General features: G+C 62.2%; 18 protein-coding genes and 1 tRNA gene (1 of these 19 cut by a window edge). 12 read left to right on the top strand and 7 right to left on the bottom strand.

Annotated elements, in window-relative coordinates; all coding sequences use genetic code 11:
• Positions 1–33: 33 nt before the first annotated feature.
• Genes recO through QM600_RS04080 form a run of 4 tightly spaced genes read left to right on the top strand, consistent with a single transcriptional unit; the run spans position 34 to position 2,300 of the window.
• Positions 34–849: a DNA repair protein RecO gene (gene recO, locus QM600_RS04095; RefSeq protein ID WP_243619177.1), complete on the top strand. Its 816-nt coding sequence runs from the start codon at positions 34–36 to the stop codon at positions 847–849.
• The gene (locus tag QM600_RS04090) at positions 806–1,624 is read left to right on the top strand and encodes an isoprenyl transferase (protein WP_283260204.1); all 819 of its coding nucleotides are present in this window, start codon (positions 806–808) and stop codon (positions 1,622–1,624) included. The genes recO and QM600_RS04090 overlap by 44 nt, the downstream gene beginning before the upstream one ends.
• The gene (locus QM600_RS04085; protein WP_283260203.1) at positions 1,621–2,043 is read left to right on the top strand and encodes a YbjN domain-containing protein; all 423 of its coding nucleotides are present in this window, start codon (positions 1,621–1,623) and stop codon (positions 2,041–2,043) included. Before QM600_RS04090 ends, QM600_RS04085 begins: the two co-directional genes overlap by 4 nt.
• Positions 1,962–2,300: a GNAT family N-acetyltransferase gene (locus QM600_RS04080; protein WP_283260282.1), complete on the top strand. Its 339-nt coding sequence runs from the start codon at positions 1,962–1,964 to the stop codon at positions 2,298–2,300. The genes QM600_RS04085 and QM600_RS04080 overlap by 82 nt, the downstream gene beginning before the upstream one ends.
• A gap of 9 nt (positions 2,301–2,309) precedes the next feature.
• Here the strand turns inward: QM600_RS04080 and QM600_RS04075 are convergent, their stop codons facing one another.
• Positions 2,310–2,759, bottom strand: coding sequence for a Fur family transcriptional regulator (locus QM600_RS04075; protein WP_283260202.1), 450 nt, complete (start codon positions 2,757–2,759; stop codon positions 2,310–2,312).
• On the bottom strand, positions 2,756–3,124 hold the full coding sequence (locus QM600_RS04070; protein WP_283260201.1) for an ArsR/SmtB family transcription factor: 369 nt from the start codon (positions 3,122–3,124) through the stop codon (positions 2,756–2,758). Before QM600_RS04070 ends, QM600_RS04075 begins: the two co-directional genes overlap by 4 nt.
• Positions 3,125–3,322: 198 nt before the next feature.
• Here QM600_RS04070 and QM600_RS04065 point away from each other — a divergent pair, with 198 nt between their 5' ends.
• Together QM600_RS04065 and QM600_RS04060 are read left to right on the top strand one after the other, a co-directional pair.
• Entirely contained in the window at positions 3,323–4,714 is a 1,392-nt protein-coding gene (locus QM600_RS04065) for a glycine--tRNA ligase (RefSeq protein ID WP_283260281.1), read from the top strand.
• A gap of 93 nt (positions 4,715–4,807) precedes the next feature.
• Positions 4,808–5,389, top strand: a complete 582-nt coding sequence (locus tag QM600_RS04060) for a dihydrofolate reductase family protein (RefSeq protein WP_283260200.1) — start codon at positions 4,808–4,810, stop codon at positions 5,387–5,389.
• On the opposite strand, the gene QM600_RS04055 is transcribed toward QM600_RS04060, so the two are convergent.
• The gene (locus QM600_RS04055) at positions 5,364–5,786 is read right to left on the bottom strand and encodes a MepB family protein (RefSeq protein WP_283260199.1); all 423 of its coding nucleotides are present in this window, start codon (positions 5,784–5,786) and stop codon (positions 5,364–5,366) included. The two genes, QM600_RS04060 and QM600_RS04055, sit on opposite strands and share 26 nt — an antisense overlap.
• A 109-nt stretch (positions 5,787–5,895) precedes the next feature.
• Here QM600_RS04055 and QM600_RS04050 point away from each other — a divergent pair, with 109 nt between their 5' ends.
• A complete protein-coding gene (locus QM600_RS04050; RefSeq protein ID WP_283260198.1) occupies positions 5,896–6,468 on the top strand; it encodes an MmyB family transcriptional regulator in 573 nt (190 codons plus the stop codon).
• On the opposite strand, the gene QM600_RS04045 is transcribed toward QM600_RS04050, so the two are convergent.
• Positions 6,411–7,148: a polyprenol monophosphomannose synthase gene (locus QM600_RS04045; RefSeq protein WP_283260197.1), complete on the bottom strand. Its 738-nt coding sequence runs from the start codon at positions 7,146–7,148 to the stop codon at positions 6,411–6,413. The two genes, QM600_RS04050 and QM600_RS04045, sit on opposite strands and share 58 nt — an antisense overlap.
• Before the next feature lie 99 nt (positions 7,149–7,247).
• Positions 7,248–9,323: a TPM domain-containing protein gene (locus QM600_RS04040; RefSeq protein ID WP_283260196.1), complete on the bottom strand. Its 2,076-nt coding sequence runs from the start codon at positions 9,321–9,323 to the stop codon at positions 7,248–7,250.
• A 69-nt stretch (positions 9,324–9,392) separates the two neighbouring features.
• Here QM600_RS04040 and QM600_RS04035 point away from each other — a divergent pair, with 69 nt between their 5' ends.
• Together QM600_RS04035 and QM600_RS04030 are read left to right on the top strand one after the other, a co-directional pair.
• Complete coding sequence (locus QM600_RS04035; protein ID WP_502942875.1) at positions 9,393–10,085, top strand: YdcF family protein; 693 nt, start codon at positions 9,393–9,395, stop codon at positions 10,083–10,085.
• Between the two features lie 11 nt (positions 10,086–10,096).
• Positions 10,097–11,398, top strand: a complete 1,302-nt coding sequence (locus QM600_RS04030) for a deoxyguanosinetriphosphate triphosphohydrolase (protein ID WP_283260195.1) — start codon at positions 10,097–10,099, stop codon at positions 11,396–11,398.
• 4 nt (positions 11,399–11,402) lie between these two features.
• Here the strand turns inward: QM600_RS04030 and QM600_RS04025 are convergent, their stop codons facing one another.
• On the bottom strand, positions 11,403–11,918 hold the full coding sequence (locus QM600_RS04025; RefSeq protein WP_283260194.1) for a VOC family protein: 516 nt from the start codon (positions 11,916–11,918) through the stop codon (positions 11,403–11,405).
• A gap of 67 nt (positions 11,919–11,985) precedes the next feature.
• Between QM600_RS04025 and QM600_RS04020 the strand changes: the two genes are divergently transcribed.
• A complete protein-coding gene (locus QM600_RS04020) occupies positions 11,986–12,780 on the top strand; it encodes an AraC family transcriptional regulator (RefSeq protein ID WP_283260193.1) in 795 nt (264 codons plus the stop codon).
• 49 nt (positions 12,781–12,829) lie between these two features.
• A complete protein-coding gene (gene dnaG, locus QM600_RS04015; RefSeq protein ID WP_283260192.1) occupies positions 12,830–14,761 on the top strand; it encodes a DNA primase in 1,932 nt (643 codons plus the stop codon).
• Position 14,762: 1 nt separating this feature from the next.
• On the opposite strand, the gene QM600_RS04010 is transcribed toward dnaG, so the two are convergent.
• Positions 14,763–15,014: a hypothetical protein gene (locus tag QM600_RS04010; RefSeq protein ID WP_094273802.1), complete on the bottom strand. Its 252-nt coding sequence runs from the start codon at positions 15,012–15,014 to the stop codon at positions 14,763–14,765.
• A 136-nt stretch (positions 15,015–15,150) separates the two neighbouring features.
• Here QM600_RS04010 and QM600_RS04005 point away from each other — a divergent pair.
• A tRNA-Asn gene (locus QM600_RS04005) sits at positions 15,151–15,171 on the top strand; it runs 152 nt beyond the window's last position.

Raw genomic sequence — 15,171 nt, 5'->3', positions numbered from 1 at the left:
TTCCGCGTCGGTGCAACGTGGGAGACTGGTTCGGTGAGGTTGTATCGAGACACAGCGGTGGTGCTACGCCTGCATAAGCTGGGCGAAGCTGACCACATCGTCACGTTGCTCACCAATCAGTTCGGGTTGGTGCGTGCCGTGGCCAAAGGTGTCCGTAGAACCACGTCCAAGTTCGGTGCCAGGCTGGAACCGTTTGCGCACGTCGACGTCCAACTGTTGCCGGGCAGAAACCTGGACATCATCACGCAGGTACAGACGGTCGACGCTTTTGCCACCGACATAGTCGATGATTACAGCCGGTACACCACGGCCTGCGCGATCCTCGAGACTGCGGAGCGGTTGGCCGGCGAAGAACGTGCACCCGCGCCGCAACTTCAGCGACTGACTGTCGGAGCATTGCGGGCCATCGCGGAGCAGGGACGTCCCGTCGAGTTCGTTCTCGACGCTTTTTTACTCCGAGCCATGGGCTACGCCGGATGGGCGCCCGCCCTCGAAGAATGTGCCAAGTGTTCGGCTCCCGGCCCGCATCGTGCGTTCCACGTCGCGGCCGGTGGAGCGGTGTGCACGTACTGCCGCCCGCCAGGTTCGGCGACGCCGTCGCCCGGTGTTCTTGATCTCATGGATGCGCTCGTGCGCGGTGAATGGGAGGGGACCGACGAGGCCCCGATGTCGCTGCGAACCCAGGCCAGTGGCCTGGTCGCCGCACATTTGCAATGGCATCTCGAGCGGCAATTGCGCACTTTGCCGCTCATCGAACGCTCCCGGCCGCATGCGGCAGTCGAGGTTGCCGCGGCAGTGGGGCAGGATGGAACGCGTGATTCGACGACGCGAACCGCGCACTCTGCCTGACTCCTCCGCAGATCGGGTGATCCGGCCTCCGGACCCCCATCCCTCCGGAGCCAAACCGCCGATCCTGCAAACCGAACTGATCCCGCGCCACGTAGCGCTGGTGATGGACGGCAACGGGCGCTGGGCGCAAGAACGCGGACTACCGCGAACTGCCGGTCACGAACGCGGTGAAGCAGTATTGATGGACTCCGTCTGCGGGTGCATCGAAATGGGCGTCGAGTGGCTCTCCGCGTACGCCTTCTCCACCGAGAACTGGAAGCGAAGCCCCGACGAGGTGAAGTTCCTCATGGGCTTCAACCGTGACGTCATCCGTCGTCGACGCGACGAGATGAACGAGATGGGGGTGCGGGTCCGCTGGGCGGGACGGAAGCCGCGGTTGTGGGCCAGCGTCATCAAGGAACTCGAAATCGCCGAAGAACTTACCAAGAACAACACGGTGATGAACCTGACGATGTGCGTCAACTACGGCGGACGAGCCGAAATCGCCGATGCAGTCAAGGAAATCGCCCGACGGGTCGCCGCGGGACAGATCAATCCCGAAAAGATCACCGAGGCAACGGTTGCCAAGTATCTCGACGAGCCCGACATGCCTGACGTCGACCTGTTCCTGAGACCGTCGGGGGAGCAGCGGACGTCGAACTTCTTGATCTGGCAGTCCGCCTACGCCGAAATGGTGTACCAGGACAAGCTTTTTCCCGATTTTGATCGCCGTGACCTCTGGGCCGCGTGCGTTGAGTATGCATCCCGCGACCGCCGATTTGGTGGCGTGAAATGACAGGTGAAGACATGACCGAGACAACCGACCATGCCGCGCAATTGCAGGAACGTGCTGCCGAAGCACTGGCGCATTTTGTGACCGTCGACGTAGCCGACGACGGCTCACTGGGTTTTCAGTACTCCGGTGCCCTGTGCTCGGTCCAGGCGATGAATCTTTCCGAAGGCCTCGATGTTCTGTCGATGACCTGCGTGCTGGCGTGGGATCGCCCCGTCAGCGCTGCGCTTCACCGCAAGGTGGCCGAGCGCAATCGCACCATCCAGTTCGGATCGATTGCGGTGTTCGGTCACGGCAGCCTCGCTGATGTGATTCTGCGCTATACCTTTCCAGCGGCCGGATTGGCCGACGAAGCACTTACCACGATGCTGCTGTTGGCGCTCACCGGAGCAGATACGGCTCGGCAGGGACTACTTCCCTAAGTCCGAACGCGACAACACAACCGCCGAACAGACGGTCGGCATCCTTCGTTCGAGGAGTCGTGGTCGACGCGGCAGCCCAAGGTCGACAGGTCGGATCCGCGCTGACCACAGCAGCGCTCGGCCGCGCCGGCGAACTCGGTGCCCGCACCGTGGATCTGACCTCCCGAAGTTCGCGGGTAGCCGCGAATCAGCTCTACCGGAAACTTGGTTTCGAGCTGCGTGAATCTAATTTGCTTCGGTTCTCAATGGCCGATTGAACGGGCCGACTAAACAGCAGCGGCACAATCGCGGCACGTACCGAAAATCTCGACGGTGTGACTGACGTCGGTGAAACCGTTGTCGTCGGCGATGGTCTGTGACCACAGCTCGACGATCGGGCCCTCGACCTCCACGGTGAACCCGCAGGTGCGGCAGACCAAATGGTGGTGATGGCCGGAAGAGCAACGGCGATAAACGGATTCACCGCTGTCGGTGCGCAAAACATCGATGGTTCCGGCGTCGGAAAGTGCTTGCAGGGTTCGGTAGACGGTGGTCAGTCCGATGCCCTCACCGCGCTTGCGCAGTTCGTCGTGAAGTTCCTGGGCAGACTTGAACTCGTCGATGTCGTCGAGCAGCGCGGAGATCGCGCTGCGCTGCTTGGTGGAACGAATGCCGACGGTGGCAGAGCTGCGCTTGACTGCTGTCGGTCCGATGTTGTTCATGGTGGTGGTGATCATCCTTCTTCTGCGTGGGCGACAGCATCGACGACGATGTGAGCAAGATGGTCGTCGGCCAGTCGGTAGAGAACTTCGCGGCCGTGACGCTCGCCGCGGACTACTCCGGCAGCTTTGAGGACACGGAGATGCTGACTGATGAGCGGTTGAGTGACGCCGAGTGCGCCGACGAGTTCATGAACGCATCGCTGCGATTCCTGGAGTTGGAGCACGATGGCGATGCGCACGGGAGCGGCGAGGGCGCGCAGGATTTCGCCTGCTGCAGCCAGGGTTTCCTTCGGGGGAACTACGGCCGGTGGAATGGCGTCGAAAGGACTATGCGCGTGATCCCGGGTGTTATGGAGATCGCCGGTATCCGCAATGCTCACAGCGAGGCTCCTTCGAGGGATCTATCACGACGTTCTGGTGTAGCCATCAGACCACACTATTGCAAATCACATTCATTTTGATATGCATAAGTACGCATGTCAACCGTGGCGGGAAGTCCGCTTCTGTGGCCAGTTAGGCTAGGTAGGCAAAAAGCGCAGGAAAACCGTGCATCTATTACCCAGATGGAGAGCAATCCAGTGGCACCGAAGTCCAAGATCGAAGCCGTCGTCAATCTCGCCAAGCGGCGGGGCCTGGTCTACCCGTGCGGTGAGATCTACGGCGGTACAAAGTCCGCGTGGGACTACGGCCCATTGGGTGTCGAGCTCAAGGACAACATCAAGCGTCAGTGGTGGCGCAACATGGTCACCAGCCGCGAAGACGTCGTCGGCCTCGACTCCTCCGTCATCCTGCCCCGCGAGGTGTGGGTTGCTTCCGGTCACGTCGGTGTCTTCAACGACCCGCTTGTCGAGTGCCTCAACTGCCACAAGCGTCACCGTCAGGATCACCTGCAGGAGGCGTACGCGGCAAAGAAGAAGATGGACAACCCGGACGACGTCACAATGGACCTCGTCGGTTGCCCCGATTGCGGCACCATCGGTCAGTGGACCGAACCGCGCGACTTCAACATGATGCTCAAGACGCACCTCGGCCCCGTCGAGACGGAAGAGGGCATGCACTACCTGCGTCCCGAAACCGCGCAGGGCATCTTCGTCAACTTTGCCAACGTGCTCACCACGTCGCGCAAGAAGCCGCCGTTCGGCATCGGCCAGATCGGCAAGAGCTTCCGCAACGAGATCACGCCCGGAAACTTCATCTTCCGCACCCGCGAGTTCGAGCAGATGGAGATGGAATTCTTCGTCAAGCCCGGTGAAGACGACGAGTGGCACCAGTACTGGATCGACTACCGCATGGACTGGTACACCGGCCTGGGTATCAACGCGGACAACCTGCGTCTGTACAAGCATGCGCAGGAGAAGCTTTCGCACTACTCCAAGGGCACCACCGACATCGAGTACCGCTTCCACTTCCAGGGCAGCGAATGGGGCGAGCTCGAAGGCATTGCTAACCGCACCGACTTCGATCTCTCGACGCACTCCAAGCATTCGGGTACAGATCTGAATTACTACGACCAGACGACCGGCGAGCGCTACACGCCGTACGTCATCGAGCCGGCAGCCGGCCTCACCCGTTCGCTCATGGCCTTCCTGGTCGACGCGTACACCGAGGACGAGGCGCCCAACTCCAAGGGTGGCGTCGACAAGCGCACCGTGCTGCGTCTTGATCGTCGTCTGGCTCCGGTCAAGGCTGCAGTGTTGCCGCTCTCGCGTAACGCTGACCTCACGCCGAAGGCGAAAGACCTTGCAGCGCAGCTGCGTCAGAACTGGAACGTCGAATTCGACGATGCCGGTGCTATCGGTCGTCGTTACCGTCGTCAGGACGAGATCGGTACACCGTTCTGCATCACGGTCGACTTCGACACCCTCGAAGACCATGCAGTCACCGTGCGTGAGCGCGATTCCATGGCACAGGAACGCGTCGCACTCGATCAGGTCGAAAGCTACCTGGCAGCACGTTTGATCGGTTCCTAGCCGTAGGTGTAATCCGGGCGGCCTTCCTCTTCGCTGAGGGAGGCCGCCCCTTTTTTTCTGGCGTGGCGGGTCACGAAGGCGCAGGATCGAAGTATGAGAAACCTGTCGGTGACAAACAGCGTGACCCTCGACGGCGTGATGCAAGCTCCCGGTGGACCCGACGAAGACCGCCGCGGCGGCTTCGAACATGGCGGCTGGGCAGCGCCGTTCAGCGATCTGGTGATGGCCCGAAAAATGGGGGAGGGCATCGCCGAGAAATCGGATCTGCTTTTCGGGCGGCGCACCTACGAGCAGTTTGCATCGTATTGGCCATTCCAGACCGGTAATCCGTTTACCGAGGTGCTCGACAACACCCGGAAGTACGTTGCGTCACGCACACTGACCGAACCGTTGCTGTGGAAGAACTCCACGCTTCTGCCCGGAGATGCAGGCGATGCGGTCGCGGCGCTGAAGGAAACCCCCGGCCCGAATGTGGTGATTCTCGGGAGCGGTGAACTGATTTCGGCTCTGGCATGCCGCCGCCTCATCGACACCTACATACTGCTCATTCATCCGTTGGTGCTCGGGACGGGACGAAAGTTGTTTCCCGACGGGTCAGCTCTGGCTCAATTCACCCTGGTCGAAAGTATCTCCACCACAACGGGAGTCATCATCGCGACATATCAGCTGGCGTGAAGTGCTCGACCTGCCATTTTTGCGTTCTTGATGCTTGTGCGCTGGTAGTGGTGACCCACGGCGGGTAGACGCGAATGGCACGCTTTCCGCCTGTGAAATCAGTAGATACTACGCCGCGCTTGACCAGAGCGTAGACGGGAAAGGTGAAGTACCCGAACTGTTTTCCGTCGCTGACCCGCACGATGAATATCTCGACGCCGTCGCTGGTATCGAACGGGCGGATGGGCCCGGCATCGGAACGACGCCACAGCGTCACGAACTGGCCGAGTTTGGTGGGCGTGGTCTTGGCGATTCGAAACACCGCGCTCGACCCGTTGACGGTCAGGGTATGCGCGCCGTATTCCGCACCCTCGGGTTCGGGAACCGGTGTGGACCACGTGCATTCGTGTGAGTTCATCGACAAAAATAATTGCACACGCCACCGACAGCGCCCAGGCAGGGCGCCGCCGGTGCAGCGGTGTTCACGCAGACGGAACTTTGTCATCCACCTGTCCGAATGTCTGGACGTGCCTCTGCGTCAAAGAAATTCGTTGCTATTGGCCGGCGGGCATGTACCGGCCTACTCGCAGAGCGCATTGGTCGAGGCGCCGATGGCTGCGGTCAGTGATGCCATCAATCGCATCATCGACGCGCACGACACATTTCCTGCCGTCGTGGTCGATCACCATTGGGATTTGGTTGCCGGCAACCGGGCGGTGGGCATCCTGCCCGAAGGGGTCGCGCCATTTCTCCTGGAGCCACCGGTGAATGTGCTGCGTCTCGAGGTGACGCCGGACGCACAACTGGGCGCGCTGCTCGAAGAACTGCGGACCTATCCCAGCGGCGGCGAATGGCATGAAGACGAGTTGAGTTCCCTCTTGGTGCCCTTACGGATTCGCGCCGGCGACACCGAACTGGCGATGTTCAGTACCACCACCGTGTTCGGTACGCCGCGCGACGTCACCTTGGCCGAGATCGCGATCGAGTCTTTCTATCCCTCAGATCCCGCGACCGCGGAGTTCTCCAGATCTGTCGGTTGGATCTACCGGGACTTCTTGCCGAACTTGAGCTTCCACGGAACCAGCGCCGACTCGATCTGAACGCTCAGGCTCATCTTGGAGACACCCTCGGTGCGCTCCTCGAAACGAATCGGAGTTTCGGCGATCTTCATGCCGCGCTGCACAACTCGGTAATTCATCTCGACCTGGAATGCGTAGCCGTTGCTCTGTACCGATTCCACATCGATGTCACGCAAAGTCTTTGCATGCCAGGCCTTGAATCCAGCAGTCGCGTCCTTGACGTGCAGTCGCAGGATCGCGTTGACGTAGAAGTTGGCCCAGGCCGACAGTGCCTTGCGGTGCCACGGCCAGTCTCCGGCGACTGCGCCACCCTCGACGTAGCGTGATCCAAGCACCACGGCAGCGTCTGTTGTGGTGAGGATCTCGATCATCGAGGGGATTACCTCGGACGGATGCGAGAGATCGGCATCCATTTGAATGACGATGTCCGCATTCTCGGCGAGAGCGCGCGTCATTCCGGCGACGTAGGCGCGGCCGAGTCCGTCCTTGACGGTGCGATGAAGAACACCTACCGGGATGGGTCCGTCGATGCCCAATTTGTCGGCAACGTCACCCGTTCCATCGGGAGAGTTGTCGTCTACCACGAGGACATGCAGGTTCGGGATCTTCAACGCGGCAAGGCGATCGACGAGCTTGGGCAGGTTCTCACGCTCGTTGTACGTAGGTACAACCACGGTTATCTGCGGGGCGACGCTTTCCATAACACCTTCGTATGATCTGTGATCCCGACTTGCCGGATGGAGCGTACGACGAGGTCGGTCGCGAACAAAGACAGAATTTTACTACCTCGAGAGCTCGACTCAGAACCGGCCGCCGCCGCCACCCCCACGACTGCCTCGCCCGCCGCCCCCGCCGCTGAACCCGCCGCCGCCGAAACCGCCGCCTCGACCGCTACTGCTCGGGCCGCCGTACGACCGCGGACCGCCGCCACCGCGCAGAACACTGTTGATCAGAATTCCGCCGAGGATCGCGCCGGCAGCGTTGTTGCCACCGCCCCCGCCGCGAGGACGCTGGCTCGCTTCCCAGGCGCTGACGTCGTTCTGAGCGGCACGCAGAGCATGTGTGGCCAACGCGGTAGCGGCCTGCGCGTGTTGCAGGGCCTTCGACGGATCGGAGGTCTGCAACTGCTGAGCTGCTTGCAGGTGACGCTGAGCCTCGGCGTAGCGGGTCCGTGCCTCGGCGCCGATCGCTCCCCGACGGGTATTGAGGAAGTCGCCGGCAGCGGTGATCTGGGCCTGCGCAGCCAGGATGTCCTGCGCGAGCCGCTGCTGCGCACGTTCGAGTTGCTGCTTCTGTTCCTGGGCCGCTGCGAGAAGTGCGTCCAACTGTGCGTCGGCCGCCACGACTTGATTGAAGGCACCGAGCGGATCGGTGTCCTTCGACGCTTGGGCGTGAGCCAGTGCCGCTTGCGCTGCGGCCTTGGCTGCAGCCAACTGCTCCCCGCCCTGCGCCAGATGCGAATCCGCCGCCGTGATTCCCTGCTGCACGTCCTCCATAGCGGCGGGCAAGGTTGCGATGGCGTTGCGGATGTCGTCGGCCGCGTGATCCACACCGTCGAGTAGTTTGCGCGCCTGATCCAGTGCGGCTTCCGCAGTCCGGATCGCTGTCACAGCGCCGCCCTGCTTGCCGGCCGGCAAGGCAACGGCGTCGCGGCCCGCTTCGATGGATTGTTCGGCAAGTGTCAACCGTTCACCGGCCATGGTCACGTTGCCGACCACCGGCGCCAACGTCGGAGCCGGGAACTGGTTTTTGAGCGTTGTCAGGACTTCCTCGGACTCGGGCAGGCGGACACTGAGTGCCACGACGCTCTGCGTCAGAGCGTCCAGCCTCGCGGGTGCATTGATGAGGAGGTCACGCATGGCGTCGAACTCTTCGACCCGCGCTTCCAATTCTTGATCGGCACGACCACAGGACGAAATGATGTCGATCAGCATCTGACGCCGCTGCTCCGGTGACTCCGGGATGGCGTCGTCAAGCTTCTGCCTGATCCCGAAGGCCCCGGCGAGCGTCGACGTGGCTTTGTCGAATGCCTGAGCAAAAGGTGCGACGGCGGCGTCACCGAATTCGCTGCGTGCGAGTTCGAGTTCTTCCTGGCTAGAAGAGATCGCATTGTCGGTCTCGACGAGAATCGCCTTGGCCCGCTCGTCGAGGGTCGGCAACGGAAGAGCATTCAGTCCGGCAATGTCGTCGGGCGCGATGTGCTTGGCAGCCTCGAGGCTTGCCTTGTTGTGATCGTTCTTACGTTTGCGTGAGTACAGAACCACGCCGCCGGTTCCGACGATCACCGCACCGCCGGCAATGAGCAGTGTGCTCGCGGACATGCCGCCGCTCTTGCTATTTGCGTCGCCCAGGGCGCCGGCAGTCGCAATCGCTGCGCCCGCCCAATCACCGTCGGCGAGAGCGGGTTCCAAGGCATCGCTTTTGACCGAGTCGATATCGGCTTGCGTGATATTGGTGAGGCCGGGGGGAACGTCGAGGTAGTACGCACGTTCCGTCGTCGCGACGGCCAGCAACACGTCCTTGCTGCCGAGAGTCGACTTCGTTGCAGTTTTGTCGGCCCACGACTGGCCACCCATCTCGTTGAAATCGGGGACGAACGCGACCCACAGATTGATCTGATGGTCTTCGCTGAGTTGGTCGATCGCGGTTTGTATGTCGTTCTTTTCGCCGCTGCTGAGAACACCGGCCGTATCGGTGATCTGGTTGGGAAGCACCAACGGCGGATCTGCCGACGCGGTGGCCGGGCTGAAGATCAGCGCGAGAATCCCGAAGAGTGCCGCGACTACTGACATAGCGCCCCAACGACGAATCGGGCGTAGATACGCCCGGCCGCGATCTGTCGGGGACGACTGCTCGATGTGTGCTGCGAAGGCCATGACGCAAATCTAACCGTTGTGGCGAGTCGGCAGCGCAGGTGACCGATGCGAACTGGCACAATTGCGGGAGTGAAACCAGCTTTCGGCAACCGCTCCCGCAACTCCACGCCCTCACGGGCCGGTGGCGGCTTCGGCGAGGGTCTGGCGCGATGGACCCGACGGTTCATTGCCGGGGCCATCCTCATGACGTTTGTTCTGATCGGTGGGACCGCGGCCCGAGTGTGGCAGGTTGCGCGAATCGACGACACCACCCCCGCCGACGCGATTGTCGTTCTCGGGGCGGCTCAGTATTCGGGAACTCCGTCGTCGGTATTCGAAGCCAGGCTCGAGCAGGCGTACAAGCTGTACAAGCGCGGCGTCGCCCCCCAGATCATCACCGTCGGCGGCAAGCAGGAAGGCGACGAGTACACCGAAGCTGCCTCGGGCAAGATGTATCTGAGCGACCGGGGGATACCGTCCAGCGCGATCACCGCAGTCGAAACGGGTTCCGATACCCTGCTCAGTATCGACGCCGTCAGTTCCGAAATGGCTTCACAGGGAATCAATTCCGCAGTTCTGGTCAGTGACCCCTGGCATTCGCTACGCACCCGAACGATGGCCCGCGACACCGGCCTCGAGGCCTGGACAGCTCCCACCAGGCAAGGCCCCGCTGTGTTCACTCGCGAATCCCAACTGCACGGAATCGCCCGCGAAACCGGCGCGCTGCTCTGGTACCAGCTCACACACTTCTCCGCTGACTTCCCCTACACCGCAGGGCAATAGGAGCATCCATCATGACGGCACACACCACCTACGGCGGCGGAACCTACTCCGAGCACGATCTGGAACGTCGCGTCGTCGAAACACCGAAACGAGCAGGATTGCCGGGCTCGCAGATTCCTGCGGCACAGCACCGTTCGGACTTCTCGCGTGACCGCGCCCGCGTGCAGCACTCCGCAGCGCTACGACGCCTCGCCGACAAAACGCAGGTCGTCGGTCCTCGCGACGGCGACACCCCACGCACCCGGCTGACGCACTCGATGGAAGTTGCCCAGATCGGCCGCGGAATCGCGGACGGGCTCGGGTGCGATCCCGACCTCGTCGACCTTGCGGGTTTGGCCCACGACATCGGGCATCCGCCATATGGGCACAATGGGGAGAAAGCGCTCGACGAAGTAGCTCACAATTGCGGCGGTTTTGAGGGCAATGCCCAGAACCTGCGCATACTTACCAGCCTCGAACCCAAGATTCTGCGACCCGACGGGTTCAGCGCCGGCCTCAACCTCACCCGTGCGGCCCTCGACGCCGCAATCAAATACCCGTGGACGAGGCCCGAACCCGGAGCCAAATTCGGTGCCTACGACGACGATGCCGACGTGTTGGCCTGGGTGCGCGAGGGCGCACCCGAGCATCGACAAGCATTGGAAGCGCAGGTCATGGACTGGGCGGACGACGTCGCCTATTCAGTGCACGACGTCGAAGACGGCGTGATTGCCGGTCGTATCGACCTGCGTTCACTGGCCGATCCGATCGAACAGCGAGCTCTCGCCGAATTGGGTGCGTCGGAGTTTCGGGGCCTCGTCGTCGACGATCTGATCGAAGCGGCGCAACGTCTGTCGGAACTGCCCGTAGTCCAAGGCGTCGGAAGCTACGACGGGACACTGCACAGTTCCGTCGCGCTGAAGAACTTGACCAGCGAATTGGTCGGACGCTTCGCGACTGCGGCGATCGCTCAGACTCGGTTGACCAACGGGGACCGTCCGCTCTCCCGATACCAGGCGGATCTCGACGTGCCCGAAGCTGTCGCATCCGAAGTTGCATTGCTGAAAACCGTTGCGCTGTATTACGTCATGTCCGATGCCGGACACAAGGCACGACAAGACCGTCAACGTGACCGGGTTCACCGAGTCGCGGAGTGGCTACTGGCAACCGCGCCTGCAGGATTGGATCCCCTCTTGGTTCCGGCGTGGGAACGAGCCGACGACGACGACGGCGCGCGCACCCGCGTCATCGTCGATCAGATCGCGTCGTACACCGAGAGCCGGCTCGAGCGCGTCGACAAGGCGAGTCTCGGCGCTCAAGCCAGCTGGGGCTGACCGCTCAGTTCGAGGGCGTCTGCGTCAGCGCCCATTCCGCGACCCTCCGTGCGCTCTCGGCTTCGGCGAGATCCTCGACGCGGGTCATGATCGACCAGCGCACGCCGAAAGGATCACGGATCGAGGCGAACCGGTCGCCGGAGACGAACGTGCCCACAGGTTCACGAACGATCGCACCAGCTTGGACTGCGCGCTCGACGACCGCGTCGACATCTGAGCAGTACAGTCCGATCGAGTAGCAGTCGGCGTCGCCCGCAGGCGCCGCGGTCAGTCCGTAATCGGGACTGGGCTCGCCGAGTTGGAGCCGACCGTTGCCGAAATCGAGGTCGGCGTGAACGACGACGCCGCTGAACTCGGTCACGTCGACCACGTGTGCGCCGTACACCAACCGATAGAATTCGATCGCGTCGGCGGCCCCCTTGATGGCTAGAAATGGGGTCAGGCTCGTCGAGCCGTGAGGGACACCGTCTGTGGTGTACTCGCCGGTCACGCCGTGCTGGAAAATGTTGTCTGGGTTCATGAATCGAAGGTAGCGCGGCCAGGTGGGGTGCGGCTTGAAGATTCGCGACGAATGAGGAGGACGGCACATGGCCACGCTCGGCGACAGTCGCGGAATTCTGTACCCGACCAAGCTCCCGACCTTTCACCGCGAACCGGCCGACGCCACGCTGGAAGGACGCATCCGGTGGTTCTGGGTCCCTCGATGGCAGCTGGCCCCCGGCCGGACGGTTCGCCAGGAAGTGTTGCCGTTTCCCGCTTCCAATCTGGTGGTCGAACCAGACGGGGTGTCCCTGGTCGGCCCGTCGACGGGGGCGTCGTACCGTGACCTGCGCGGCAGTGGCTGGGCGGTGGGTGCACTGTTGCGGCCGGCGGGACTCGCGTCGTTTCGAGTTGATCCGCAGACCATTCAGGACCTCGAAGTGCATATCGACGCGCCGGATCTGCACGTGGCTGTCATGTCCGCGATGGGTGAGGGCGACCACGAGGTGGGCAGGCAGCGCGCGATTGCGGCTTTCTCCGAGTGGGCGGCCGAGCACATTGCTCCGGACGACGAGAGCGGCCGACTAGCAAATGCCATGGAAGACCTTATCGCCTCGGACCGGACAGTGGTTCGCATCGGTGATATCGCTGAACATCTCGGTACCTCCATTCGCGGTGTCCAGCGCCTCGCTCAGCGATATGTCGGGCTACCACCCTTGGCGATCATTCGGCGCTACCGACTCCAGGAAGCCGCGCAGCGGCTACGCGAAGATCGGACGATGACGATAGCGCACGTGGCGGCCGATCTCGGTTACGCAGATCACGCTCACCTGTCCGCCGACTTCCGCAACGTCCTCGGTTTCACGCCGAACTCCTACCGACAGGATCCGGACAGCCCCTGACGAACTTGCCGTGTCAGGTGCGGTTCGTCGACCGCCTAGACTGACAGACGTGGCGGGCCGAATTTCTGACAGAGACATCGCGGCCATTCGCGAACGCACACGAATCGAAGACATCGTCGGTGAGTACGTCTCGCTCAAGCGCGCAGGCGGCGATTCCATCAAAGGCCTGTGCCCGTTCCACGACGAGAAGTCACCGTCGTTCCACGTGCGTCCCAACCACGGGCTCTACCACTGCTTCGGCTGCGGTGAGGGTGGCGACGTCTACTCCTTCCTTCAGAAGATGGATCACATCAGTTTCGTCGAAGCTGTCGAACAGTTGGCCGACCGACTGAACTACTCGATTTCCTACGAGGGCGGCGGTCCCTCGGTGCAGCGCGATCGCGGGACGCGCGCGCGATTGATCGCAGCCAATGCAGCAGCTCAGGAGTTCTACGCTGCCAGGTTGAAGGAACCCGACGCGCAAGCTGCGCGCGATTACCTGACCGAGCGAAACTTTGACGGTGCGGCTGCCCTGCAATTCGGCTGCGGTTACGCGCCCGACGGCTGGGATATTCTTACAAAACACTTGATGGCCAAGGGATTCGAGTTCAAAGAGCTCGAAGCCGCCGGCCTCTCCAAAGAGGGTCGACGCGGCCCCATCGACCGATTCCATCGTCGCCTGCTGTGGCCCATCCGCAGTGTTGCCGGCGATGTCATCGGCTTCGGCGCACGCAAACTTTTCGACGACGACACCATGCCGGGCAAGTACGTCAACACCCCGGAAACCATCCTGTACAAGAAGTCTCAGGTCTTGTTCGGTCTCGACCTCGCCAAACGCGATATCGCCAAGGGACACCAGGCCGTCGTCGTCGAGGGATACACCGACGTCATGGCGATGCACCTGGCCGGCGTCAAGACTGCCGTCGCATCCTGTGGCACGGCATTCGGCGAGGAGCATCTTGCGATGCTGCGCCGACTCCTGATGGACGACAGCTACTTTCGTGGCGAGATCATCTACACCTTCGATGGCGACGCCGCGGGACAAGCTGCTGCGATGAAGGCCTTCGAGGGCGACCAGAAGATGGCCGGGCAGACGTTTGTCGCCGTCGCGCCGGACGGAATGGATCCGTGCGATCTCCGTCTCGCATCCGGTGACGCAGCAGTTCGCGATCTTGTGGCGCGCCGCACCCCGATGTTCGAATTCGTCGTCAAATCCATACTTACCGAACATGACCTCGAGACCGCCGAAGGTCGCGTCGAGGCCTTGCGTCGGACTGTTCCCGTCGTTGCGCAGATCAAGGAATCGACACTGCGAGACAGCTACGCGAACCTGCTGTGCGGGTGGGTCGGTTGGGACGATCTTCCGTCCGTGCGCCGACGCGTTCGTGACGAAGCTCGCAAACGTGCCGCCATGCGCGGTTCGTCGCCCGCGCCCAAGCGTCGTCAAGTTATCGCGGAACCGAGCGACGACGCCTTGGCCCTGCCGATCAGCATCTCGAGGCCTCGCCCCAACGACCCGACGCTCTCTACCCAGCGAGCTGTCCTGAAGGCGGCCCTGCAGTACCCCGGGATCGCAGGAACAGTATTCGACTCCCTGCCTGCCGAAACGTTCACGCATCCGGCCTACGTGGCAATCAGGCAATCAATGGCAGACGTCGGAGGAACCAGTAAGGGTCTTGGCGGCGCTGAATGGATCGACGTCGTCACCAAGGGTGTCAATGACGTGACGGTTGCCTCGGTGATCTCGGAATTGGCCGTAGAACCGATGCCTTGCGACGAAGAGACCGTTCCGCGGTACATTACCGGCGTGCTCGCCCGACTGCAGGAAGCCTGGGTCGGTGAACAGGTCGCGGACCTCAAATCGAAGCTTCAACGAATCTCGCCGGCCGCAGCACCCGAGGAATATAACTCGCTGTTCGGCGACCTCGTCGCACTCGAGCAGTATCGCCGACAACTGCGTGAACAAGCTGTCGGCGATACCAGCGCCGGATTACCCGGCTGAGCTAGCGGTTCTTCTTCAACTGGTCGTGGGGGACCAGGATAGTCGTTTCCTCGTTGAGCGGCTTCATAGGCTCGAGCTTCGGCTGCGTGCTCAATGAGTCCGCCAACTTCTGACGCGACGCGTCCAGCACCTTCTTGGTGGCCGGACTGGTCGCCACAGCCTTGGCTGCCCGGCTGATCTGTTCGTATCGTGCGCGGCCTGCCTTCGTGCCCAGGACGTACCCAGCTGCAACACCGATCAACAAACGCATCATTCCCGCTTCCCTCCAGCACCGATCGTCCTGTCTCCATCCTGCCTGATGACTCGCTGGGCAGGCGATTTGGTACTTCGGTGATGCGTTCGCTAGAGTTTCTCAGGCAACGCCGGAACGGGCGCTGCAAGCAAGATAATCCCCTGTAGCTCAATTGGCA

This window comes from Rhodococcus sp. IEGM 1379, assembly GCF_030056815.1.
In the GTDB taxonomy this organism is placed as follows: domain Bacteria; phylum Actinomycetota; class Actinomycetes; order Mycobacteriales; family Mycobacteriaceae; genus Rhodococcus_F.
Note: the sequence above shows the minus strand (reverse complement) of the source record. Positions and strands in the feature narration are given on the sequence as shown.

Excerpts from the sequence above, each read along its gene's own strand:
- QM600_RS04090 (WP_283260204.1), top strand. The coding sequence starts at position 806 with ATGGAACGCGTGATTCGACGACGCGAACCGCGCACTCTGCCTGACTCC.
- QM600_RS04085 (WP_283260203.1), top strand. The coding sequence starts at position 1,621 with ATGACAGGTGAAGACATGACCGAGACAACCGACCATGCCGCGCAATTG.
- QM600_RS04075 (WP_283260202.1), bottom strand. The coding sequence starts at position 2,759 with ATGATCACCACCACCATGAACAACATCGGACCGACAGCAGTCAAGCGC.
- QM600_RS04060 (WP_283260200.1), top strand. The coding sequence starts at position 4,808 with ATGAGAAACCTGTCGGTGACAAACAGCGTGACCCTCGACGGCGTGATG.
- QM600_RS04055 (WP_283260199.1), bottom strand. The coding sequence starts at position 5,786 with ATGAACTCACACGAATGCACGTGGTCCACACCGGTTCCCGAACCCGAG.
- QM600_RS04045 (WP_283260197.1), bottom strand. The coding sequence starts at position 7,148 with ATGGAAAGCGTCGCCCCGCAGATAACCGTGGTTGTACCTACGTACAAC.
- QM600_RS04040 (WP_283260196.1), bottom strand. The coding sequence starts at position 9,323 with ATGGCCTTCGCAGCACACATCGAGCAGTCGTCCCCGACAGATCGCGGC.
- QM600_RS04030 (WP_283260195.1), top strand. The coding sequence starts at position 10,097 with ATGACGGCACACACCACCTACGGCGGCGGAACCTACTCCGAGCACGAT.
- QM600_RS04025 (WP_283260194.1), bottom strand. The coding sequence starts at position 11,918 with ATGAACCCAGACAACATTTTCCAGCACGGCGTGACCGGCGAGTACACC.
- QM600_RS04020 (WP_283260193.1), top strand. The coding sequence starts at position 11,986 with ATGGCCACGCTCGGCGACAGTCGCGGAATTCTGTACCCGACCAAGCTC.
- QM600_RS04010 (WP_094273802.1), bottom strand. The coding sequence starts at position 15,014 with ATGATGCGTTTGTTGATCGGTGTTGCAGCTGGGTACGTCCTGGGCACG.